Below are 24,397 nucleotides of genomic sequence, written 5' to 3'. Positions count from 1 at the left end.
CACATGGACGTGCTAGTGCCGACAATGCCACAAAGACACTTTGCGACGAGTAATCGCAGGAGCACCGATGTGGCGTTTTTGTCGGTCAGTTGTTTTCGGAGCTGGGCGAGCACCTTCCGCTTTTCTAATTTATTTGTTTAATTCATATTCTTCTTTAACAAAACGTCCTTCGTGGCGAACACGTTTAAACTGTGAAAATGCATACATAAAACCAAATATAACAAAAATTGCCCCGATTCCGTAACCTACCAATGTTGGATGGACAACGCCCGCATTGCAGCCGAATGAAATTAAAAAGCAGCCTAACGCTACGCCTGATTGCGCTTTATACCACTTTTTTCTAATTGGTAATGTAGCTCGGAATTGTTTTGTTTTAAAATAAAAATAAGCTACAAATGATAAGATAATTAACGTTAAAAAAAAGAAATTAAAAAACATTATTTGAACCTCCCACAAAAGCACTGATAATATTGTAACGATTTTTATAAAAAAATGCTAACAGATATAACAAAAATTAAAATCATCAGGAGGAAATCCACTTGAAACGTCAAATCATCGACACAATTGAACAATACGACAAAATCATTATTCATCGTCACGTACGACCAGATCCAGATGCATATGGATCTCAATTTGGCTTAAAACACCTTTTACAAGCAAATTATCCGAATAAAACGTTTTATGCCGTGGGAGAACACGAGAAGACGTTAACGTTTTTAGCCCATCCAGATACAGTAGATGATGCATTTTATCAGGATGCCTTAATTATCGTAACGGATACTGCCAATACAGATCGCATTGATGATCGCCGTTATCCAAATGGCGCGTACCTTATTAAAATCGACCATCATCCAAATGACGATGCGTATGGTGATTTATTATGGGTGGATACAAATGCAAGTTCTTGTAGTGAAATGATTTATGAGCTTTATTCAGAAGGTGTCAAATACAAAAGTTGGGTATTACCAGATGAAGCAGCTCGTTTACTCTTTGCAGGTATCGTAGGAGATACAGGCCGATTTTTATTCCCAAGTGCTACAGTGAGAACATTTGAAGTTGCAGGTCAATTGATTCGCTACAATTTTGATCGCAATGAGATTTTTAATAGTATGTATGAAAAAGAGCCGAATCTATTACATTTGCAAGGCTATATGTATGAAAACTTCAGTATGGATGAAAATGGTGCAGCTTATATTAAACTAACAAAAGAAATATTAGAGAAATTCCAAGTAACACCATCTGAAACATCCTTGTTAGTTGGTTCATTTAGTAATATTAAAGGGGTAACGGCTTGGTTAATCTTTATAGAAGAAAAAGACCAAATCCGCGTTCGTTTACGTTCGAAGGGACCGATCATTAATCAATTAGCTAAAAAATATAATGGTGGCGGCCATCCTCTTGCTTCGGGTGCAACGGTTCATACATGGGAAGAAGTAGACCGTGCAATTGAAGATTTAAAAATACTTTGTCGTGACTATAAATAATAATGGAGGGATGAAGTTTGACAGTTGTATATCCACAAATACGAACAAGTGCTGACCTTTTAAAGAGTACTATTCGTATCGAAGAGCTCATCCCATTTTTACAAAATCAAAAGGTAGAAGCTTGTGCAATGGTCAATTCAAAATTGTACGGGCTTTTGCCTTTTTGGTATGCAATGAAAAATGCAGGGATTCATCCGGTAATTGGCCTTATCACAAAGGTTCAAATTACAAATGAACTGACGATGCCCGTCATCATTTATGCGAAAACAAATGACGGTTATAAAAACTTACTAAAAATAAGCAGTAGTATCTCCATACGTGAAGATGAAAGTCTGCCGGTTAGATGGCTCGCAGCGTATGCGAAAGGTTGCATGGCGATTCTCCCGGTTTTTGAAGAAAATGCTATTTGGTTACAAGACGAAAATCTACAATTCATCCAACAAATACGCAATATTTTCCATGAAGACCTTTTATTCGGCATTTCTCGTAGTGGAGGATTTATTTCACCATACGAAAATAAAGCCACGGTTGTAGCAGAACACCTACAAATAAAATGTATGGCTATTCATGAATGCTTATATATGCAACCTGAGGACCATTTTCCATATGAAGTAGCTCGAGCCATTGAGACTGGGATTAAATTAAGCGATGCAGTACAACGAGGAAACGATACGCAATACGTTCCAACAACATTACAATGGGAAACATGGTTTCAGGATCGAGCAATTTGGCTTGAGGAGAGTAAGAGCGTTTTATTTCGTTGCCAGGTTGAACTAACGAATCACGGTCATTTTATGCCAAAGTATCCCCTTCAACCGGAACAGAATGCTGAAAACGTACTTACCCATTTAGCATATAACGGTTTAAAAGAACGGTTACAAACAGATCATCCAGGTGACGATTATTTAAAGCGATTAAAATATGAATTGAATATTATTAATTCCATGGGTTATGCAGACTATTTTTTAATTGTTGCTGATTTTATGAATTTTGCTCGTCATGCCAAAATTTTAACAGGTCCTGGTCGAGGTTCGTCTGCGAGTTCTCTTGTAGCGTATTGTCTCCAAATCACACAAGTGGATCCGTTGAAATATGGCTTGCTTTTTGAACGTTTTTTAAATCCAGAACGAATCACGTTACCTGATATTGATATCGATTTTGTTGATACAAAAAGACAGGAAGTTATTCAATATGTGGCGAATAAATATGGTAAGCAATATGTGGCGCAAATTATTACCTTTGGGACGTTATCAGCAAAGGCAGTAGCCCGTGATGTTGCCCGCATGTTTAATTTTGAAGGCGAAACATTGGCGATGATTTCAAGATTAATTCCAAATAAACCTGGAGTGACGTTACAAGAAGCATATCGTTCTTCTGAAGCTTTTCGTTCTTGGGTTGACACAGAACCATTACGAAGAAAATGGTTTTTTACCGCACAAAAGTTAGAGGGGTTACCTCGAAATGCTTCGACCCATGCAGCAGGTGTTGTGTTAAGTCCTGTTCCATTAGTGGAGGTTGTACCGATTGAAGAAGGACATGATGGCATTTATTTAACTCAATGGCCAATGCAAGAAGTGGAAAACGTCGGCTTGTTAAAAATGGATTTTTTAGGTCTTCGTAATTTAACAATTTTAGAAAATATAAAACAATCCGTTTCTTACACAACGAAAAAAGAAATCGATTTTAACCAAATTCCCCTTAATGACGAAAAGACATTTCAGCTCTTAAGGGAAGGGGATACAACAGGTATTTTCCAACTTGAATCAGATGGAATGAAAAATGCTTTAAAAGAAATTGCACCAACGCATTTTTTAGACATTGTAGCGGTGAATGCTCTTTACCGTCCTGGTCCAATGGAATTTATTTCAGTGTATGCAAAACGGAAGGCAAACGTAGAGCCTGTTGTAATGCCACACCCGGTACTAGAGCCGATTTTAAAAGAAACGTATGGTGTTATCGTCTACCAGGAACAAATTATGCAAATTGCCCATCGAATGGCGGGTTTTTCAATTGGACAAGCCGACTTGTTAAGAAGGGCTGTAAGTAAAAAGAAAAGAGAAGTGTTAGAAGAACAACAATTTGCCTTTGTCAAAGGGGCCATTTCAAAAGGTTTTCCAGAACATGTGGCAAAAGAAGTGTATGCGTTAATTGTACGATTTGCTGATTACGGCTTCCCAAAAAGTCATGCTGTTGCGTATAGTTTAATTTCCTATCAAATGGCTTACTTAAAAGCCCATTACCCTGCAAACTTCTATGCTAGTTTAATGATTAATTTTACAGGTAACCAAGAAAAACTTTTTCAACTCATACTCGAAGCTAGAAATAAAGGGATTGAAGTATTAAGACCCTCTATTTCGAAAAGCCATCGATTGTTCACCGTTGAAAATGGCAACATTCGATTTAGTTTGTCGGCCATTAAAGGACTTCCTAAGCCGTTTTTACAAAAGCTTATGGAAATACGAAAGTCAAGGCAACAACCATTTGAAGACATCTTTGATTTGGCTGTGAGTTTAAGTGCACTTTATTTTAATGGGAAAGTGATCGAGCCATTAATTAAATCAGGGGCATTGGATGATTTTAATAAAGAACGATCAACTCTACTTGCGACCATTGAAGCAGCTGAAAAACATGCTAAAATTGTTCGACCGACAGAAGAAAGTGATTTATTTTCATCGGAAGGGTTTATTTTTGGAAAACCAAAATATATTGAAGCGCCGCCTATGCCAGAAAAAGAGAAACTTCAATTCGAAAAAGAGGTTTTAGGATTTTATTTGTCTGAACATCCTGTAGCACTCGAACGAAATAAATGGGATGGAATTCATCCATCAACGCAAAGTTTAGTAAAAGCACGACCAAATTCATTTGTAAAAATCGTGGCGATGGTTGAAGATATTCGTCAAATTCGTACGAAAAAGGGAGAATTGATGGCCTTTGTACAAGTTCAAGATGAATATGGTTCGATTTCTATTACCCTTTTTCCAAAACAATACAATGAAGTCATTGGATGGATGAAAAAAGATCAAATTGTTTATATAGATGGACTGTTAGAATTCCGAAATGGGATTCCGCAAATAAAAGTTAAAATATTGAAAAATATTCACTCAAACGAGAAAAGTTAAGAAAGAAATATAAAAAACTGTGCAAAAACGCACAGTTTTTTCTTTACAAAGAGAGGGTCATTATGTATTCTAATAAAAAGTGGTCAGACCACTTTTTGTTCGATAACTAATTGAATGTAGAAAAGGAATTTCTAACAAAAAGAACGAAATATAATTTTCTGGAGTTTGAAAAGTGTCTAGCTGCAGGCGCTAGCTCCTAGGGCAACTTCTAAATCACCACTATGGATAACAATCGTCCTTTGCTGATTGTTACGGATGTTGTCGGAGCTAACGTGCGCCCTCCGCTTTTCTTACCGTGACTTTCGGGGGGCTTATGGATAAAAAACAAGAAAATAAAAAAGTATTTTTAGAGATTGTAAGTCAATTAAGAGAACTGATTAAGCTTGAAAATATTCAACCGGGTGATAAATTACCATCCGAGCGGGTACTTTCAGAAAGGTTAAATGTCGGTCGTTCTTCAGTTCGTGAAGCGTTGCGAAGCTTAGAATTATTAGGTTTAATCGAAACACGACATGGTGGGGGGACATTTCTAGCATCCTTTCAATCACATCAATTAGTAGAAATATTAGCATCCTTCATTTTACAAGAAAATAAATCAATTGAAGACGTTCATACAACAAGAAAAATGCATGAAAGAGAAGCAATTCGAGTAATCTGTTCTAAGGAAACATTAAGAAAACTACCTGTCTGGGAAAGTTTATTTAATAATCTGGAAGAAGATGAAGATACAGTACGTGATCATATTTTAAGAGAGTTACTCATTGCATCGGGCAATCGACTAGCTTTAAAAATTTGGCTCCAACTCGCAGCATATAGTACAAAACCATTAAAGCAATTCACAGTAGACGAGGAGAAGCCTGTTCTTCAAAGGCTCTTACAAGCATTGCAAATGGGAGATGAAAGAGAAGCATTTGACGCATATGAACAATGGATGGATATTTTAAAAACAAGCATATGAAAAACGATCTATAAGGGGGAAGTGCAGTGGCGATAAGAAATCTATTATCGATTAACAAGAAGAAAAATAAAGGCATCCTAGTTGAACGTAATAAAGAAAACTCCTTTCCAGCGGACTTAATGACTAAATGTCCGGAATGTAAAAAGATTTATTTAACGAAGGAATTAGAAACTAACCTGAAAGTATGCCCGAATTGTGACCATCATTATAAAATGACCGCGTGGGAAAGGGTAGATATTTTTATTGATGAAGGAACATTTGAGTCCTTTGATGATCACCTAAGAACTTCTAACCCATTAAAATTCCCATCTTATCTTGATAAAGTGGAAATTGATACGCAAAAAACAGGACTTAATGAAGCCGTTCTTACAGGTATGGGGAGTGTAAAAGGAGAACAAGTCGTTGTGGCCATTATGGACTCTCATTTCCGAATGGGATCAATGGGGTCAGTTGTTGGTGAAAAAATAACAAGAGCCATTGAAAAAGCGACAGAGTACCAATTGCCATTTATTATATTTACTGCAAGTGGTGGGGCGCGTATGCAGGAAGGCGTTATTTCTTTAATGCAAATGGCAAAAACAAGTGTTGCGTTAAAACGCCATAGTGAGCACGGGCTCCTATTTATTTCGATTATGACACACCCTACAACAGGCGGAGTATCAGCAAGCTTTGCATCTTTAGGGGATATTAATATTGCTGAACCACAAGCTTTAATTGGATTTGCAGGACGTCGTGTTATTGAGCAAACCGTTCGTGAAAAACTGCCGGATGATTTCCAAACAGCAGAGTTTTTACTAGCACATGGGCAGCTCGATGCAATTTTCCATCGTAAAGAAATGAAAGACAATGTTGGTACGATTGTAAAGATCCATCGTAAAGGAGGTATTGCTTATGTCTAAAGCACTTGGTTTTGAAGAACCGGTTGTAAAACTTCGCGAAAAAATTAACGAGTTAAAAGAAATCGCTAGCAATGCGGATGTTGATATGGGTGATGAAATTGAAACGTTAGAGACTCGGCTCATACAACTCGAATCTAAAATCTATTCCAATATGCAACCTTGGGATCGTGTTCAAGTAGCAAGACATCCTTCTAGACCAACAACATTAGATTACGTAAAAGAAATTTTTACAGACTTTATTGAACTACATGGGGATCGTTTCTATGGGGACGATGAAGCAATTGTCGGTGGTATAGCGTTTTTTGAAGGACAACCTATCACAATTATTGGCCATCAACGTGGTAAAGCGACAAAAGAAAATATTCGTCGTAACTTTGGGATGCCTCATCCAGAAGGGTACCGAAAAGCACTACGATTAATGAAACAAGCGGAAAAATTTAATCGCCCTATTATTTGTTTTATCGATACGAAAGGCGCGTACCCAGGAAAAGCAGCGGAAGAGCGCGGTCAAAGTGAAGCAATTGCTAAAAATTTGTTTGAGATGGCTGGTTTAAGAGTACCTGTAATTAGTGTTGTTATTGGAGAAGGTGGTAGTGGCGGTGCATTAGCACTTGGCGTTGCAAATAAAATTTATATGCTTGAAAACTCAACCTATTCCGTTATTTCTCCAGAAGGTGCGGCTTCTATTCTTTGGAAGGATGCGTCTTTAGCAAAACAGGCAGCGGAAGCGATGAAAATTACGGCTGGTGACCTAAAGCAAATGGACATCATTGATGATATTGTTCCAGAAGTAGCAGGCGGAGCGCACCGTGATTTGCAAGCACAATCAGCATTCCTAAAAGATGTACTGGCTAATGCTCTACAACAATTGTCTACATTAACAGAAACTGAATTAGTAGAAAGTCGTTATGATAAGTTTCGAAAAATTGGACAATATATAGAATTAGAGGATCTATAAAAAAGTAAAAGTTTAAAAATACACCTCGGCCGCTTGAATGGTCGAGGTGCTATTGTTTCTATAAAAGGGTAAATTCGTATTTCCCTCCCTTTTATGGAAAAAAGAGTTTTGTCGTTTTTTTCTAATAAAGGTAAAATAATATTATTGATTTATTTTCAAATAAATATGTCAAACATTAAGATATCGCAAATTTTTTAATAAATTAATGTAATAGCAATCTTCAAATAATTACAATGATTGGTTTTTATGCTAATGTGTCTTAGTAGAGATTTATTAGGAGGATATAAGAACGATGAAAAGAATAGCAGTTTTAACTAGTGGCGGAGACTCACCTGGCATGAATGCCGCAATTCGGGCAGTCGTTCGAAAAGCAAGCTATCATGGTGTTGAAGTGATGGGGATTTTTCACGGTTATGAAGGTTTCATCGAAGGAAGAATGGAATTATTAGATTTAGGTTCGGTTGGTGGGATTATTCAACGTGGTGGAACAAAATTATTTTCCTCTAGATGTCCTCAGTTTAAAGAGGATCGCTATCAGTACCAAGGCATTGAAAAAATGAGAGAAGCCAATGTAGAAGGTCTAGTCGTTATTGGTGGAGATGGTTCTTATCGTGGCGCACATGCACTTTCACAAAAAGGCTTTCCATGTGTAGGCGTGCCTGGAACAATTGATAACGACATTCCAGGAACAGAATATACGATTGGGTTTGACACAGCTCTTAATACGGTTATTGAATCAATCGATAAAATTCGAGATACGGCAACAAGTCATGAAAATTCGTTCGTTGTAGAAGTAATGGGAAGAGATGCGGGTGACATCGCATTATGGGCTGGTCTTGCAGCTGGTGCAGAGTCAATATTAATTCCTGAAGAGTCCTATAACATTGATGACATAGTCAATCGCATTAAACGTGGTGAGGCTCGCGGGAAAAAACATAGTATTATTATCGTCGCTGAAGGTGTAATGTCCGGTAGCGAGCTTGCGAAAATCTTAAAAGAAAAAGCAAATATTATAACTAGAGTGTCTGTATTAGGTCATATTCAACGTGGTGGGTCCCCTTCTGCAAGAGATCGTGTGTTAGCGGGCCGATTAGGTGCAAAAGCAGTAGAAGTTTTGCTTGAAGGGCGTAGTGGCCGTGCTATTGGCATCAACAATCACCAAATTATCGATTATGATATAGAAGAAGTATTTATAAATAAACATAAAGCAGATGTGACGTTATACACATTATCTAAAGAACTTTCAATTTAATTAATGTTACGGAGAGAAAAAAATGAGAAAAACAAAAATTGTATGTACGATAGGTCCTGCAAGTGAATCACCAGAAATGTTAGAGAAACTTATATTAGCAGGTATGAACGTAGCAAGACTAAACTTTTCACACGGAGATCATGCTGATCATGCCGTACGTATTGCAACAATCCGAGATGTAGCAGAAAAGTTAAATAAAACGGTCGGTATTTTATTAGATACAAAGGGTCCAGAAATTCGTACCCATACAATGGAAAATGGGGAGTTACATCTTACACAAGGACAAGTTATTGATATTTCGATGACAGAAGTTGTAGGGAATGAAAACGCCTTTTCCATTACGTATGATCAACTAATTAATGATGTGGATCAAAACGATCGTATTTTATTAGATGACGGACTAATCGAGCTTCGTGTATTAGCGAAAGATAATGAAAAAGGGTTAATCACGACGATTGTTGAAAATCCAGGCGTACTGAAAAATAAAAAAGGTGTTAACGTACCAGGCGTTTCAGTTAAATTACCAGGAATAACAGAAAAAGATGCACAAGATATTTTATTTGGTATTGAACAAGGAATCGATTTTATCGCAGCTTCATTCGTTCGTACGGCTAGTGATGTTCTAGAAATTCGTGAACTTTTAGAACAAAATGGTGGAAGTCATATTCAAATCATTCCAAAAATCGAAAACCAAGAAGGTGTAGATCATATCGATGAAATTATTCAAGTTTCAGACGGTTTGATGGTTGCACGTGGTGATTTAGGTGTGGAAATTCCAGCTGAAGAAGTGCCGCTTGTGCAAAAAACGTTAATTAGAAAATGTAATCAAGTAGGAAAACCAGTTATTACTGCTACACAAATGTTAGATTCGATGCAGCGTAATCCTCGTCCTACACGAGCAGAAGCGTCAGACGTGGCTAATGCCATTATTGATGGTACAGATGCAATCATGTTATCCGGAGAAACGGCTGCAGGGAACTATCCTGTAGAATCCGTTCGAACAATGAACAAAATTGCAGAGTATACTGAAAAATCACTAGACTATCGTTCAATTGTATCAACAAGAAGTCGTGAAAAGGGAACATCTATGACAGAAGCTCTTTCACAAGCAGTGGCCTATACATCCATTAATTTAGGGGTTAAGGCAGTACTAGCTCCTACTTCAAGTGGAAATACGGCGAAAATGATTGCAAAATATCGCCCTGGTGTTCAAATTTTTGCCATTACAAATGAACACTCCACTGCACAACAATTAACCCTTGTTTGGGGCGTAACACCAATCGTAACGCCAAAAGTTACGACAACGGATGAAATCTTAGAATTAGCTGTAGATGAATCTTTAAAACATGGTTATGTAGATCATGGAGATGTTGTAATCATTACTGCTGGGGTACCAGTTGGTGAAGCAGGAACAACGAACCTTATGAAAGTTCACGTGATTGGTGATTTACTAGCTAAAGGGCAAGGTGTTGGAAAACTTTCGGTTGTTGGGAAAGCGATTGTTGCAAAAAATGCTGAAGAAGCACAAGCTTATGATACAGATGGGTGCATATTAGTATCCGTTAGTACAGACCGCGAAATGATGCCAATTATTGAAAATTGCGTTGGGATTATTACAGAGGAAGGCGGTTTAACAAGCCATGCCGCAGTGGTAGGATTAAGCTTAGGTATTCCAGTAATCGTAGGGGTTAAAGAAGCAACTACTTTAATTCGACATGGTCAAGAAATTACGATGGATGCAGAAACAGGCGTTATTTATAAAGGGCATGCAAGCGTGCTATAAGAAAAGCGGAAGCGGTTGTAGCTAGCTAGACATTATTAATAATTAGATAATTTATACTTAGTTATAATATTGAAAGGGAGCGTCCAGTCCAAGACGCTCCCTTTTCGTTGGAAGTGAAACTTTTAGGCTATGAAATCGTATTTAAATAAAGGAACAACTTAAAGTATGGAGGGAATTGCTTGAAGAAATTGTTGTTTAGTGTAATTGCAACGGTACTTATCGAAATAGCGGTTTTTATCGTAGTAGGTAAAAATATCGGCGTTTTCAATACATTACTTCTTATTTTGTTTACAAGTGTAATTGGTATTTGGGTAGCTAAAAAACAGGGCGTTCAATCTGTCCAAAATATGAGAAATAGTATGGCAGAGTCGAACCCACCCGGACCTGCAATGATTGACACATTTCTCATTTTTGTTGGTGGGATTTTATTGGTTTTACCTGGTTTTTTAACAGATTTGTTAGGTTTTATGCTCGTAATCCCATTTACGAGGAAGTTATTTAAACCAGCAATCTATCAATGGTTACGAAAGAAAATGAATAATGGACAAGTTTTCATTATTCATAAATAGATTTTTGTTTGATCTTTACGGCTATTAAAAATAAAAATGGGCTTAGTAAGATTCCGTAAACACCAAATAATAAAATCGAGGCAGCACTTATGAAAAATGTATGTACCGTTCGTAGGTGAAATGTAGATGCCCATAGAATGGATTCTGCAATTTGCCTCGTTAATTGAATGAAAATATATAAAATGATAATCGCAGAGCATAGAAATTTCTCGCCGATCGCAAAAAAGTAAATAGCTATTGGAATAAGAAATAGACCAATACCAAAGAAGGGAAGCGCATCTGCTAAAGAAATTAAAAAGGATTTATTGACGGGATGTTCAAATCCTAATAGTGCAAGTCCACAGCTGAGTAAAAAGAATGTAATGATAAACAGTTGAAATTCAACGTATAAAAAATACCCAAAAAGGCTCGTACCTTTAATAAAATAATGTTTCCATTCTTCTCGATATTGTTTTGGTACATAAACGAAGAACCAGTAGCGGTTACGTTTTGATTCAAATAAAGAAAAATAAAAGGCAACAATAAATATAAATAGTTCAATGACGTATCCTAAAATATCTTGCAAAATATTAGCTAGTCCCATAATAGCTGTATCAATATAGGACAAGGACTTATTGAAAATCGTTTCAAGTAAAATATGATTGCCTGTATTTAAAATATTTAAATTTTGTACTTGGAGTTTAACTTCAGGATAAATAGAAATGATGCTTTGGATTGTAATGTATATAAAGCTATAGGAGGTAATAAAAATTAAGATAGATATGAGAATAGCACAAATTACATATGGTAGCTTTAAACGTTTATGACAAAAGTTGATGACTGGATAAAGAAAATACGCAGCAAATATAGCGATAGAAACGGGTAAAATAAGCCATAATAGAATGAAGTAAACAATTAAAATAAGAAATTTTATTGTACTTTTATACGGAAAATTATTCATTTTATTCGTTTTCAAATTTGTCACCTCTGTTTTATGCAATTCATATCTCGTATAATACCAATAATTCTCTTTTACTCTTAATTTTTATATTCTATGCTTTTTTTTCTTCATTTCATTTAATTTCATTCACAAAGACGTCAAAATTTATTATAATGATTCTTGTAAGCGATTTACTTATAGGTTCATATGAGCAGAACACTTTTTTGTGCATCTTTTCAAAAAGAAAGAAAGCACTTACAAACTAAAATATTTATTAGAGGGAGCGATTTTTTATGACAGCAACACGTGGTTTGGAAGGTATCGTAGCGGCAGAGTCAAAAATCAGTTCAATTATCGACGACACACTTACATATGTTGGTTACGACATAGATGATTTAACTGAAAATGCTACATTTGAAGAGGTAGTCTATTTACTTTGGCACACTCGTTTACCAAAAGAAGACGAGCTAGCTGAACTAACTAAGGCTTTAGCTGAAAATGCAGAAGTACCTCAAGCAATTTTCGACCAATTTAAAACGTACCCATTAGAATCAGTTCACCCAATGGCAGCTCTTCGTTCAGCTGTATCTTTATTAGGTGTTTATGATGAAGAAGCTGATGAAATGTCTCCAGAAGCTAACTACCGTAAAGCAATTCGTCTACAAGCGAAAATTGCAACAGTAGTTACTGGGTTCTCTCGTATCCGTCGTGGTTTAGAACCAATTGCACCAAAACCTGAATTAGGATATGCTGCAAACTTCTTATATATGTTACACGGTAAAGAGCCACAACCAATCGAAATTGAAGCATTCAACAAAGCATTAGTATTACATGCTGACCATGAGTTAAACGCATCTACGTTTACTGCACGTGTTTGTGTAGCGACATTATCAGATGTTTATTCAGGTGTTACAGCTGCAGTAGGCGCTTTAAAAGGTCCTTTACACGGTGGAGCTAACGAGCAAGTAATGAAAATGTTATCTGAAATTGGTTCACTTGATAATGTTGAATCTTATATCCAAGGTAAATTAGATAATAAAGAAAAAATCATGGGATTCGGACACCGCGTATATCGTAAAGGTGACCCACGTGCAAAACATTTACGTGTAATGAGTGAAAAGTTAACTAAATTAACTGGTAAACCAGAACTTTATGACATGTCAGTGAAAATCCATGATATGATCGTTGGCCAAAAAGGTCTTCCAGCAAACGTTGACTTCTTCTCAGCATCAGTTTACGATTCATTAGGCATTGAGCATGACTTATTCACACCAATCTTTGCTGTTTCTCGTACATCTGGTTGGGTAGCTCACATCTTAGAACAATATGCAAACAATCGCTTAATCCGTCCTCGTGCAGAATATGTTGGACCAGGAATGCAAAAATATGTACCAATTAATGAGCGATAATTTTTATAAAATATGCTAAAATTGTCTAAGACTGTGTTTTAGCATAAATCAGTCGGCGTGAATTTGCGCCGATTGATTTATGTAAATATGGTTTTAGACTTATCTATTTAGGAGGCAACATTCATGACTAACGGTAAAATTGCAGTAGAAAACGGCGTACTTCAAGTACCAAACAACCCAACAATCCCTTTTATTGAAGGTGACGGTATTGGTCCAGATATCTGGGCAGCAGCATCTCGCGTAATTGACGCAGCTGTAGAAAAAGCATACAACGGCGAAAAGAAAATCGAATGGTTAGAAGTTCTTGCAGGTGAAAAAGCATTCAACCAAACTGGTGAGTGGTTACCACAAGAAACTTTAGATAAAATTAACGAATACTTAATCGCAATCAAAGGTCCTCTAACTACTCCTGTGGGTGGCGGTATCCGTTCACTTAACGTAGCATTACGTCAACAACTTGACTTATATGTTTGCTTACGTCCTGTACGTCACTTTGACGGTGTTCCATCTCCAGTTAAACGTCCAGAAGATGTTGACATGGTAATTTTCCGTGAAAACACAGAAGATATCTATGCAGGTATTGAATACCAAGCAGAATCTGATGATGCTAAAAAACTTATTAACTTCTTACAAACTGAAATGGGCGTTAACAAAATCCGTTTCCCAGAAACTTCAGGTATCGGTATTAAACCAGTATCTAAAGAGGGTACAGAGCGTTTAGTTCGTTCAGCACTTGAATACGCAATTAAACACAACCGTCCATCTTTAACATTAGTTCACAAAGGTAACATCATGAAATTTACTGAAGGTGGATTCAAAAGCTGGGGTTACGATTTAGCTGAACGCGAATACGGTGATAAAGTATTCACTTGGAACCAATACGATGCAATTAAAGCTGAGCAAGGCGAAGCTGCTGCTAACGAAGCACAAGCTAAAGCTGTTGCTGAAGGCAAAGTTATCGTAAAAGATTCAATCGCTGATATTTTCTTACAACAAATCTTAACTCGTCCAAAAGAGTTCGATGTAGTTGCTACAATGAACTTAAATGGTGACTATATTTCTGATGCATTAGCTGCTCAAGTTGGTGGTATTGGTATCGCTCCAGGAGCTAACATCAACTACGTATCTGGACATGCTATTTTCGAAGCTACTCATGGTACTGCTCCGAAATATGCTGGTTTAGATAAAGTTAACCCATCTTCAGTGTTACTTTCAGGTGTATTAATGCTTGAGCACTTAGGTTGGCAAGAAGCTGCAGATTTAATTACAAAATCTGTAGAACAAACAATTTCTTCTAAAGTAGTTACTTATGACTTCGCTCGTTTAATGGAAGGCGCAACTGAAGTTAAATGTTCTGAATTCGCTAACGAATTAATTAAAAACCTTTAATTGAAATGACATAAAATAATGGATTGTATGATATTTTCATAACAATTAGTATTTTATGGATAAAAGTTATAGGTTAATTGTTGACTATTGTTAATAATTGTATGAAAATAATATTGTTTAAAGGAAGAGGATTTTCGAATTCTCTTCCTTTTTTATAACGATACTTACTATCATATTAACGAAGGAGCGTATTTATATGTCATTGAAACGAAAAAAGATCTCAGTAGTCGGCGCTGGTTTTACAGGTGCAACGGCAGCTTTTTTAGCAGCTCAAAAAGAACTAGGTGATGTTGTATTAGTTGATATTCCGCAAGCTGAAAATCCTACAAAAGGAAAAGCATTAGATATGTGGGAAGCAGCTCCAGTTCAAGGGTTTGATTCATATGTAAAAGGTACTTCTAGCTACGAGGATACTGCGGATTCTGATTTAGTGATCATTACTGCTGGTGTTGCACGTAAACCAGGAATGAGTCGTGATGATTTAGTTCAAATCAACCAAAAAGTAATGAAATCTGTTTCAAGTGAAATCGCAAAATACTCTCCAAACTCAACAATTATCGTTTTAACAAATCCAGTAGATGCCATGACGTATACTGTTTATAAAGAAACAGGTTTCCCAAAAAATCGCGTAATCGGTCAATCTGGTGTCCTTGATACAGCTCGTTTCTGTGCTTTTGTGGCTGAAGAGTTAAATATTTCAGTGAAAGATATTCGTGGCTTTGTATTAGGTGGACATGGTGATACAATGGTGCCACTGACTCGCTATTCATATGCTGGTGGTATCCCACTTGAAACACTAATTGCACCAGAACGTTTAGAAGAAATTGTTCAACGTACGCGTACTGGCGGTGGTGAAATCGTTAACTTATTAGGAAACGGTTCTGCTTACTATGCTCCAGCTGCAGCGATGATTGAAATGGCTGAGGCAATTATTAAGGATCAAAAACGTGTGCTACCTTCCATCGCTTACTTAGAAGGCGAATATGGATACGATGGCATTTATTTAGGTGTACCAACTTTACTTGGTGCTGACGGAATTGAAAAAATCTTTGAATTAGAATTAACAGATAGCGAAAAAGCAGCATTAGATTTGTCTGCTCAAGCAGTACGCGACGTAATGTCTGTTTTAGAATAGAATAGATGCGCGAGTGGGAGTTTTCGTTCCCACTCGTTTTTTGTTGTTTTAGGATACTAGTGAGCGGTGCTGAAATTTTAAAATATTAGCCAAATTAGAGGAAATATTAGACAAAACAGCGGAGATATTAGCCAAACACGAAGCAATATTAGAATTTCACAAAAGAGTCGAGCTAGGCGAGCCGCTTCCACTTTTAATTGTTATTTTCTGAAAAAATTGATACTATGAAAGTAATCTCAATATAAAGGGGTTGCTTTATTGTTACTAAGAAAGGGTACAAAGATTGGAAAGAAGATTGATGAAATAACGGTTGGTGAAAGGTTACAGCTAACAGAAAAAATCGAGGATAAAGATTTATTGTTATATTTAGGTTTAACGAATGATAGTAATCCATTATATGTTCAGCACGATTATGCTGCTCAAACGCCATATAAACGGCCACTGGTACCTATTATTATGTTAAATGGAATCATCACTTCTGCAATATCCAAACATTTACCTGGACCTGGTTCTCATATCCGGGAACAAAATTTAGTTTATTTAGAGCCAGTGTTTCACTACGAAACGATTGAAATTGTATTAGAAGTTCAACATGTCGATGTCCATTCAAATGTAGTCGATATTTACGTAAAAGCTTCTAAAGAAAAAAATATACAGGTAATCGAAGGTGTCTTAAAAGTATTACCTCCGGATTAAAAAATGCATACTGATTTGAAATGGGGGTTTCAAATCAATTTTGGAGGAAAGTTTTTTATGACAAAAACAGTTTTAGTAGTTGAAGATGAAGTATCGATTGCAACATTATTACAATATAATTTAGAACGTGTTGGTTATGAAGTATTACTTGCCCATGATGGAAAAGTAGGTTTAGAAACAGCACTTGAACATGCACCAGATTTAATTATTTTAGATTTAATGTTACCTACAATGGATGGAATGGAAGTATGTAAGGAATTACGTAGCCAAAAGAGCAACATTCCAATTATTATGTTAACAGCACGAGACGACGAATTCGATAAAGTGCTTGGGTTAGAGCTAGGGGCAGATGATTATATGACGAAACCGTTCAGTCCTCGAGAAGTCGTTGCCCGAGTAAAAGCAGTACTGAGAAGATTTACGCAAGCTCCAGTGCAGGAACAAGACGACAATGAAAAAAGTGTTTATCATTATGGCAAGTTACAAGTATTTCCTGAACGTTTCGAAGCGTTTTTAGATGATGTTCCATTAGAATTTACACCGAAAGAGTTTGAGTTGTTAATCCATTTACTCGAAAATAAAAATCGTGTCCTTACACGAGATCAATTGTTAAGTGCTGTATGGAATTATGATTTTGCAGGGGATACACGGATTGTAGATGTTCATATTAGTCATTTGCGAGATAAGATTGAAGAAAATAGTAGAAAACCAAAATTTATTAAAACAATTAGGGGAATTGGTTATAAGTTCGAGGAGCCAAAATCTATATGAGATCATACGGTAATAAGTTGTTTCTTTTTTACATTATACTAACCGGTTCCGTTCTAGCTGTCCTTGGCTTTGTCTTAGGCCAGCTTTTTCCGTTCTATATTGTCAATTACTTTTCCGAAAATAATATCGATTTAGATACAGATCAAATTGATTATATAAAGAAACAATTTGCATTTATTATTACATTTTTATTAGTGGTTTCCTTTATTTTAATTTGTTTAATTAACGGTAAACTAATCCGTAATTTGTTAGACCCTATTGAAAACATTACGCAGACGGCTCGAGAATTAACAAAGGGAAATTATCGTTCCCGTGCGTTTGCAGTTGGACCTGCCAATATCGTTGAATTAAGAAACTCGGTCAATTTATTAGCCCGCAACTTACAGGAAATCGAAAAAATTCGCGAAATTGAAAATGAACGATTAAAAACATTAATTGAAAACATGGGTAGCGCCCTCATTATGATTGATCGAGAAGCTACAGTATCCATAGTAAATCGCCAATTTCTCGATGGGTTTCAGCTAGATTTAGATGAAGTGAAGGACAAAAATTTTCTTACTTTAGGATTACCTAAAAGAATTGAAGAGTTTATTGACCATGTCTTTTTAACCGAATTACCTTATCGGAAACAAATTGAAATTGAAGTGAATCAAGAAATCCAATATAAGCAAATCTATGGTGCGCCAGTTGTTGGGGAGCATGGTCGCTGGTTAGGTGTCGTTATTGTCATGCATGATATTTCGGAGCTTATTCGTCTTGAGCAAATAAGAAAAGATTTTGTCGCCAATGTATCTCACGAGCTACGAACACCAATTACATCAATAAAAGGGTTTTCGGAAACATTATTAGATGGTGCGTTTAAAGACGAGAAAATGCTCATTTCCTTTTTAGATATCATCCATCAAGAAAGTAATCGACTACAAATGCTCATTGAAGATCTTCTGGAGTTGTCCAGACTTGAACAGCATGGTTTCTCTGTGAAAATTATGCCGACGAGTTTACAAGAAGTGTTAATACGTGCGGTGGAATTAACAAGTCCACGTCTGGATGAAAAAAATATGCAGTTTAATGTGGATATTGCACGAGATGTGACTGTGGCAGGAGATTTTAACCGATTAATTCAAATTTTTACGAACCTTATTACAAATGCCATTACATATTCTCCTGAAAATACGACAATTACGTTACGCATAAAGAAAAACGACGAGTACGGGATCGTTGAAGTAGAAGATGAAGGTATGGGGATTGATAAAAGTGAAATCGCTCGGGTTTTCGAACGTTTTTACCGTGTAGATAAAGCGCGAAGTCGTAATTCAGGGGGAACGGGGTTAGGACTCGCCATTGTAAAACATATTATTGAAGCACATTATGGGAAGATCCAAGTGAATAGTACGGTAGGAAAAGGAACTTGTATGATCGTATATATTCCTTTACGTAAAAAAAGAAATTAACAATTGCTTAACATTCCTGTTACGTTATCTTCATACGAATCTTTTATTCTAAACATAGAAACCCCCTGTTTCAGATTTAGTTTGTGCGAAAAGTGCATAGTGTGAACCATTTGAAAATGTCCTAGCAAAAAGGGCATTTTCTTTTTTTTCGAGGATTGAATGAACGATATTTCGAATAAATCACTTGTCTTTAAAACTTTTTGAAACTTTTTATCGATTACTTCCGTAAATAAGATAATCATAAGTTAGCCGAGTAAGGAGGATATAGATGAGTGTAAAAAGAACATTGTTAATCGCGGGAATGTCGATTGTCGCTGTCGTTGCGTTAATTGCTGTATTTACTTCCTGGTATACCGTAGATGAGTCCGAACAAGCAGTTGTAATCACTTTTGGTAATGCAGATGAAACAATAACGGATTCAGGTTTACATTTTAAATTACCATGGCCAATTCAAAAAGTAGAGGTCCTTTCAAAAGAAACATACAGTCTTCAATTTGGCTACAAACAAACAAAAGATGGTGAAATTGAATCGTTTGATAATGAAACTAAAATGATTACTGGGGATGAAAATATTGTACTAACAGATTTAGTCGTACAGTGGAAAATTACAGACCCAGAAAAATATCTATTTAATGCAGCAGATCCAAAAGAAATATTACATAATGCCACATCTAGTGCCATTCGTTCCATTATAGGGAGTTCAACAATTGATAATGCACTAACAGATGGAAAAGCCGATATTGAAGCGAATACACGTGATTTACTAGTAACGTTAATTGAAAAGTACGATATTGGTGTAAGTATTTTAGGGGTTAAATTACAAGATGTGGAGCTACCAAATGCGGAAGTGCGTGCGGCCTTTACAGCAGTGACAGATGCCCGCGAAACGAAAAATACAAAAACAAATGAAGCACGTAAATATGAAAACCAAAAATTAAGTGAAGCACAAGGGGAAAAAGATGCTATTATTTCTCGTGCAGAAGGGGAAAAGGTTGCCCGTATCCAACAGGCTGAAGGGGAAGTAGCGGTCTTTACAAAATTATATGAACAGTATGAAGGAAATAAAGAAATTACACGTCAACGTTTAATTTTAGAGACATTAGAAGCCGTGTTACCAGGTGCCCAAATTTACATTATGAATGATAATGGAGAGACATTGAAATACTTACCACTTCAACCAATGACAAATTCATCACCGAAAACGGGTGAAGAATCGACGGAAGGGGGCGGCAAACAATGAGTAACAATAACAACCAGTTCGATGGCGACTTAGAAAAATTTATTAAATCTCTCTTTGGTAATAAAAAGAAAAAAGATGATGTTGTCGATATAAAAGAAGCAAAAATTATTAAAGAAAAAGGGAAGAAACCAATTAACGGTCGTCAATTTGCGAAGTCAGCCATTATTTTAACAGCGATTTTTGCGGTATTAGTTATTCTTTTAGCAAACGTCTATATTGTAAAAGAAAATGAGTATCGTGTCGTTCGTCAATTTGGAGAAGTCGTAAAATACGAAAATGAACCGGGATTAAACTTTAAAATTCCATTTATCCAAAGTGTGACGACATTACCGAAAAATTTAATGACATATGATATGACGGAAGAAGAAATTAATACATTAGATAAAAAACGAATCATTATTGATAATTATGCAGTATGGCGAGTGACCGATCCAAAGGCGTTAATTTCAAATGCGGGTACACTCATTAATGCCGAATCGCGTATGGAGGAATTTATTTACTCTGTTATTCGAACGCAACTGGGTCAATTAAATTATGATCAAATTATTAATGATGAAAACTCGTCTCGAGGAAGTATTAATGATCAAGTCACAAAAGAAGTAAATGAGTTTTTAAAAGACGGAAACTTTGGCATTGAAGTAGTGGATGTTCGTATTCGTCGTACGGATTTACCAGCAGAAAACGAACAGTCTGTTTACACGCGCATGATTTCAGAACGTGAATCTATTGCCCAAAAGTATTTATCAGAAGGGGATGCAGAAAAAAATCGTATCGAAGCGCAAACCGACAGACAAGTGCAGGAGTTACTAGCCACAGCAGAGAAGGAAGCGGCACTTATACGAGCGGATGGGGAATCAGAAGCGGCGAAAATTTATAACCGTGAATTCTCGAAAGACCCAGAGTTTTATTCCCTTTACCGTACATTAGAATCGTATAAACAAACAATTGGTGAAGATACAATGATTATCTTACCATCCGATTCACCTTATGCAAGTGTGTTATCAGGGTATGTTGAATAACAATTAGTTGAAGCCATCTATTATCCGGGAAACCGTTTAATAGGTGGTTTTTTATATGATTCTATTAAATTCACATAATTTACTACTTTAAAATAATATAATTCTTGCTATAATAATATAGTAATTTACATAGAAACGAACAGGGGGAATAACAGTGAACAAACTAAATAAATGGATCCAAAATGTATTGTTAGCGTTCATCATGGCTTGTTCAATTACTGCTTTATTTACCCCAACACCATATACGTGGACAAAAATTGAAATTTTCTATATACCAATCACATTCTTACCGCTATTTTTTATAACACTTTTTATTGCAGAAGAAGTTAGAAATAGTTTTAAAAAAGTTTTGAAATTTCATCAACGAAAAGATCCACGTCCTTTATGGCAAGTTGGCGTTGGGATGATTTTTTTCTTTACTCAAATAGGATTTGTGGAAGTGTTTTGGCGCTCATTAATGGTCTATGAGTTAGGTGGTATGCCGCTATACCTTGTCATCTCCTTTATGAATGCATTTTTAATAACGGTTATCTTTGAGGAGATCTTTTATCCTCGAAAAAAAGCTTCCTATAAAAATTAAATATTACTTTAAAACACGTATTGATCGTCTAACGGTTGATACGTGTTTTATAATGGAAAAAAAGCACCAATAACGATAAAGTAGAAAGAGCACTTTTGTAAAGTTACGTTTTACATATGAAGGAGAATCTGAATGGGAAAAGAAAAGTTACTATTACTAGATGGGAATAGTTTAGCCTACCGCGCATTTTTTGCATTGCCATTGTTAACGAATGATAGTGGGATCCATACAAATGCCGTGTATGGTTTTACAACAATGCTTCAAAAAATAGTAGAAGAAGAAAAGCCGACAAAAATGTTAGTAGCTTTTGATGCGGGCAAAACGACTTTCCGCCATGAATCATTTGAAGAGTATAAAGGCGGCAGACAAAAGACGCCACCAGAATTATCGGAACAGTTCCCATATTTACGAAAACTAATCGATGCATATCAAATAAAACGCTATGAAAAAGAACTTTACGAAGCAGACGATATCATTGGAACCCTGGCAAAACAAGCAGAACAAGATATGGATGTCATCATTGTTTCAGGTGATAAAGACTTAACGCAGCTAGCTACTAATAAAACAACTGTTTATATCACACGTAAAGGTATAACAGATATTGAAAAGTATACGCCGAGCCATATTGAAGAAAAATATGGTCTAACACCACTTCAAATTATTGATATGAAGGGCTTAATGGGGGATGCTTCCGATAATATTCCGGGGGTACCAGGTGTTGGCGAAAAAACAGCCATTAAATTATTAAAAGAATACGGATCAGTTGAAGCATTGTATGAACAAATTGAAGGCATGAAAAAATCGAAAATGAAAGAAAAACTTGTGGAAAATGAAGAACAAGCCAAACTTTCGAAAAAGCTTGCCACAATTTTTACTGAGGCACCAATTGATATTTCTTTAGAAGATTTAAACTATCCAGGACCAAATGAAGAAGAAGTATTAAATATTTGGCAAGAACTATCGTTTAAATCACTAATTGAAAAAAGTGAGTTTCAAGTGGAAGAAAAAGAAACAGCAGCGCTTGAATTTGAAATTGTTGAAAACGTAACAGCAGACATGCTTCAAGACACGATGGCCATTCATGTGGAGCTAGAAAATGAACATTACCATACTTGTCGCATACTAGGTTTTGGTTTTACAGATGGGGGCAGCAGTTTTTATGTCTCATTCGAAAACATGCATGGCAACGAAGCAATTAAAACTTGGTTAGAAGATGAAACAAAGAAAAAATATATGTCCGATAGTAAAGCAGCTCAAGCCATTTTAAAGCGAATGGACATTAACTTACGCGGTGTAGAATTTGATATGTTGCTTGCTTCGTACATTACCAACCCGGCCATTTCAGGTGATGACATTGCCACGCTTGCAAAGGAATTTGGCTATACAGATGTGCAAGCGAATGAAACGATTTATGGAAAAGGCGCAAAATGGAAGGTTCCTGAAGAAAACGTACTGGCAGAGCATATTTGTAGAAAAGCGTTTGCCATCTGGTCGTTACAACCGATTGTGGAAGAAAAACTAAAGGAAAACGAACAATTCGAATTATATTATAATCTTGAACTGCCATTAGCTACGATTTTAGGAGCGATGGAAAGTGAAGGTGTGAAAGTCAATATTGAAACGTTAGAGAAAATGGGAGAGGACTTACTCCAAAAAATCTCTTCTCTTGAGGCGGAAATTTACGACTTAGCTGGTGAAAACTTTAATATTAATTCACCAAAACAATTGGGCGTTATTTTATTCGAAAAATTAGGATTGCCAGCCATTAAGAAAACAAAGACAGGTTACTCTACTGCTGCGGACGTATTGGAAAAACTTCAATCAGAGCACCAGATTGTAAAATATATTTTAGATTATCGACAACTTGCGAAATTGCAATCAACTTATATTGAAGGTCTAATGAAAGAAGTCCATCAAGAAGATAGCAAAGTGCATACGCGATTCCAGCAAGCCCTTACTGCGACAGGGCGATTAAGTTCAACAGATCCAAACTTACAAAATATCCCGATTCGCCTAGAAGAAGGCAGAAGAATACGTCAAGCCTTTGTTCCATCTCAAGAGGGTTGGGTGCTGTTTGCAGCCGATTATTCACAAATCGAATTACGTGTGCTTGCGCATATGTCGAATGATTCCAATTTAGTTGATGCCTTCAGACAAGGAATGGATATTCATACGCGTACTGCCATGGATGTTTTCCACGTACCAGCGGAAGAAGTGACATCCAATATGCGTCGCGCGGCAAAAGCGGTAAATTTCGGAATTGTTTATGGCATTAGTGATTATGGATTATCTCAAAATTTAGACATTACAAGAAAAGAAGCAAGTGAATTTATTGATAAATATTTGCAAAGCTTCCCTGGTGTTAAAGAATATATGGACAATATCGTACAAGACGCGAAATTAAAAGGCTATGTGACAACGATCTTAAATCGCCGAAGATATTTACCGGATATCACGAGCCGAAACTTTAATTTACGTAGCTTTGCAGAGCGAACAGCCATGAATACACCAATTCAAGGAAGTGCCGCAGACATTATAAAAAAAGCGATGGTTGATATGGATGCACGCTTAAAAGAAGAAGGTTTACAATCGAAGTTATTATTACAAGTGCACGATGAGTTAATTTTCGAAGCACCAAAAGATGAAATTGAAATATTAGAACGAATTGTACCAGAAGTAATGGAACATGCCATTGAGCTTTCGGTTCCGTTAAAAGTTGATTTCTCATATGGTAACACTTGGTACGATGCGAAATAAGGAAGTGGA

General features: G+C 36.3%; 20 protein-coding genes. 18 read left to right on the top strand and 2 right to left on the bottom strand.

Translation table 11 applies throughout. The annotated features are described in order from the left end of the window. Positions 1-129: 129 nt before the first annotated feature. Positions 130-438 (bottom strand): YtpI family protein, encoded by a 309-nt coding sequence (locus EK386_RS01975; RefSeq protein ID WP_246027557.1) that lies wholly within the window; start codon positions 436-438, stop codon positions 130-132. 101 nt (positions 439-539) lie between these two features. Here EK386_RS01975 and EK386_RS01970 point away from each other — a divergent pair, with 101 nt between their 5' ends. The 8 genes from EK386_RS01970 (at position 540) to EK386_RS01935 (ending at position 11,022) form a co-directional block, all read left to right on the top strand. Next, on the top strand, positions 540-1,484 hold the full coding sequence (locus EK386_RS01970) for a DHH family phosphoesterase (RefSeq protein ID WP_126657340.1): 945 nt from the start codon (positions 540-542) through the stop codon (positions 1,482-1,484). A 17-nt stretch (positions 1,485-1,501) separates the two neighbouring features. After that, the gene (dnaE, locus tag EK386_RS01965) at positions 1,502-4,603 is read left to right on the top strand and encodes a DNA polymerase III subunit alpha (protein ID WP_126657339.1); all 3,102 of its coding nucleotides are present in this window, start codon (positions 1,502-1,504) and stop codon (positions 4,601-4,603) included. Between the two features lie 313 nt (positions 4,604-4,916). Then, positions 4,917-5,561, top strand: a complete 645-nt coding sequence (locus tag EK386_RS01960) for a FadR/GntR family transcriptional regulator (protein ID WP_126657338.1) — start codon at positions 4,917-4,919, stop codon at positions 5,559-5,561. Positions 5,562-5,587: 26 nt separating this feature from the next. Next, on the top strand, positions 5,588-6,460 hold the full coding sequence (gene accD / locus EK386_RS01955) for an acetyl-CoA carboxylase, carboxyltransferase subunit beta (protein WP_126657337.1): 873 nt from the start codon (positions 5,588-5,590) through the stop codon (positions 6,458-6,460). After that, positions 6,453-7,418: an acetyl-CoA carboxylase carboxyl transferase subunit alpha gene (accA, locus tag EK386_RS01950; RefSeq protein ID WP_126657336.1), complete on the top strand. Its 966-nt coding sequence runs from the start codon at positions 6,453-6,455 to the stop codon at positions 7,416-7,418. Before accD ends, accA begins: the two co-directional genes overlap by 8 nt. Positions 7,419-7,710: 292 nt before the next feature. Further along, positions 7,711-8,670 carry a 6-phosphofructokinase gene (pfkA, locus tag EK386_RS01945; protein WP_126657335.1) on the top strand — a complete coding sequence of 320 codons (960 nt, stop codon included), beginning with the start codon at positions 7,711-7,713 and terminating at the stop codon, positions 8,668-8,670. A 22-nt stretch (positions 8,671-8,692) separates the two neighbouring features. Beyond that, positions 8,693-10,453, top strand: coding sequence for a pyruvate kinase (pyk, locus tag EK386_RS01940; RefSeq protein ID WP_126657334.1), 1,761 nt, complete (start codon positions 8,693-8,695; stop codon positions 10,451-10,453). Positions 10,454-10,632: 179 nt separating this feature from the next. Further along, entirely contained in the window at positions 10,633-11,022 is a 390-nt protein-coding gene (locus EK386_RS01935) for an FxsA family protein (protein WP_126657333.1), read from the top strand. Here EK386_RS01935 and EK386_RS01930 read toward each other — a convergent pair. Continuing rightward, positions 11,009-11,977 (bottom strand): AI-2E family transporter, encoded by a 969-nt coding sequence (locus EK386_RS01930; protein WP_179965983.1) that lies wholly within the window; start codon positions 11,975-11,977, stop codon positions 11,009-11,011. The two genes, EK386_RS01935 and EK386_RS01930, sit on opposite strands and share 14 nt — an antisense overlap. A gap of 257 nt (positions 11,978-12,234) precedes the next feature. Here EK386_RS01930 and citZ point away from each other — a divergent pair, with 257 nt between their 5' ends. The 10 genes from citZ (at position 12,235) to polA (ending at position 24,388) form a co-directional block, all read left to right on the top strand. Beyond that, positions 12,235-13,350: a citrate synthase gene (citZ, locus tag EK386_RS01925; protein ID WP_126657332.1), complete on the top strand. Its 1,116-nt coding sequence runs from the start codon at positions 12,235-12,237 to the stop codon at positions 13,348-13,350. A gap of 123 nt (positions 13,351-13,473) precedes the next feature. Then, positions 13,474-14,739 carry an NADP-dependent isocitrate dehydrogenase gene (icd, locus tag EK386_RS01920; protein WP_126657331.1) on the top strand — a complete coding sequence of 422 codons (1,266 nt, stop codon included), beginning with the start codon at positions 13,474-13,476 and terminating at the stop codon, positions 14,737-14,739. 196 nt (positions 14,740-14,935) lie between these two features. Further along, a complete protein-coding gene (gene mdh, locus EK386_RS01915) occupies positions 14,936-15,874 on the top strand; it encodes a malate dehydrogenase (protein WP_126657330.1) in 939 nt (312 codons plus the stop codon). Positions 15,875-16,132: 258 nt separating this feature from the next. Next, a complete protein-coding gene (locus tag EK386_RS01910; protein WP_126657329.1) occupies positions 16,133-16,570 on the top strand; it encodes a MaoC/PaaZ C-terminal domain-containing protein in 438 nt (145 codons plus the stop codon). Positions 16,571-16,627: 57 nt separating this feature from the next. Next, on the top strand, positions 16,628-17,341 hold the full coding sequence (locus EK386_RS01905) for a response regulator transcription factor (protein ID WP_126657328.1): 714 nt from the start codon (positions 16,628-16,630) through the stop codon (positions 17,339-17,341). Continuing rightward, complete coding sequence (gene pnpS / locus EK386_RS01900) at positions 17,338-18,792, top strand: two-component system histidine kinase PnpS (RefSeq protein ID WP_126657327.1); 1,455 nt, start codon at positions 17,338-17,340, stop codon at positions 18,790-18,792. Before EK386_RS01905 ends, pnpS begins: the two co-directional genes overlap by 4 nt. 268 nt (positions 18,793-19,060) lie before the next feature. Beyond that, positions 19,061-20,032 (top strand): FtsH protease activity modulator HflK, encoded by a 972-nt coding sequence (hflK, locus tag EK386_RS01895; protein WP_126657326.1) that lies wholly within the window; start codon positions 19,061-19,063, stop codon positions 20,030-20,032. Further along, positions 20,029-21,051, top strand: a complete 1,023-nt coding sequence (gene hflC / locus EK386_RS01890; protein WP_126657325.1) for a protease modulator HflC — start codon at positions 20,029-20,031, stop codon at positions 21,049-21,051. The genes hflK and hflC overlap by 4 nt, the downstream gene beginning before the upstream one ends. A gap of 154 nt (positions 21,052-21,205) precedes the next feature. Then, positions 21,206-21,631, top strand: coding sequence for a DNA polymerase I (locus EK386_RS01885; protein ID WP_246027556.1), 426 nt, complete (start codon positions 21,206-21,208; stop codon positions 21,629-21,631). Between the two features lie 132 nt (positions 21,632-21,763). Then, on the top strand, positions 21,764-24,388 hold the full coding sequence (polA, locus tag EK386_RS01880) for a DNA polymerase I (RefSeq protein WP_126657324.1): 2,625 nt from the start codon (positions 21,764-21,766) through the stop codon (positions 24,386-24,388). Positions 24,389-24,397 lie beyond the last annotated feature (9 nt).

It is taken from the genome of Lysinibacillus antri (genome assembly GCF_003977595.1).
Taxonomy (GTDB): Bacteria; Bacillota; Bacilli; order Bacillales_A; family Planococcaceae; genus Ureibacillus; species Ureibacillus antri.
The sequence above is the reverse complement of the archived record's forward strand: the minus strand, read 5'-3'. Positions and strand labels throughout refer to the sequence as shown.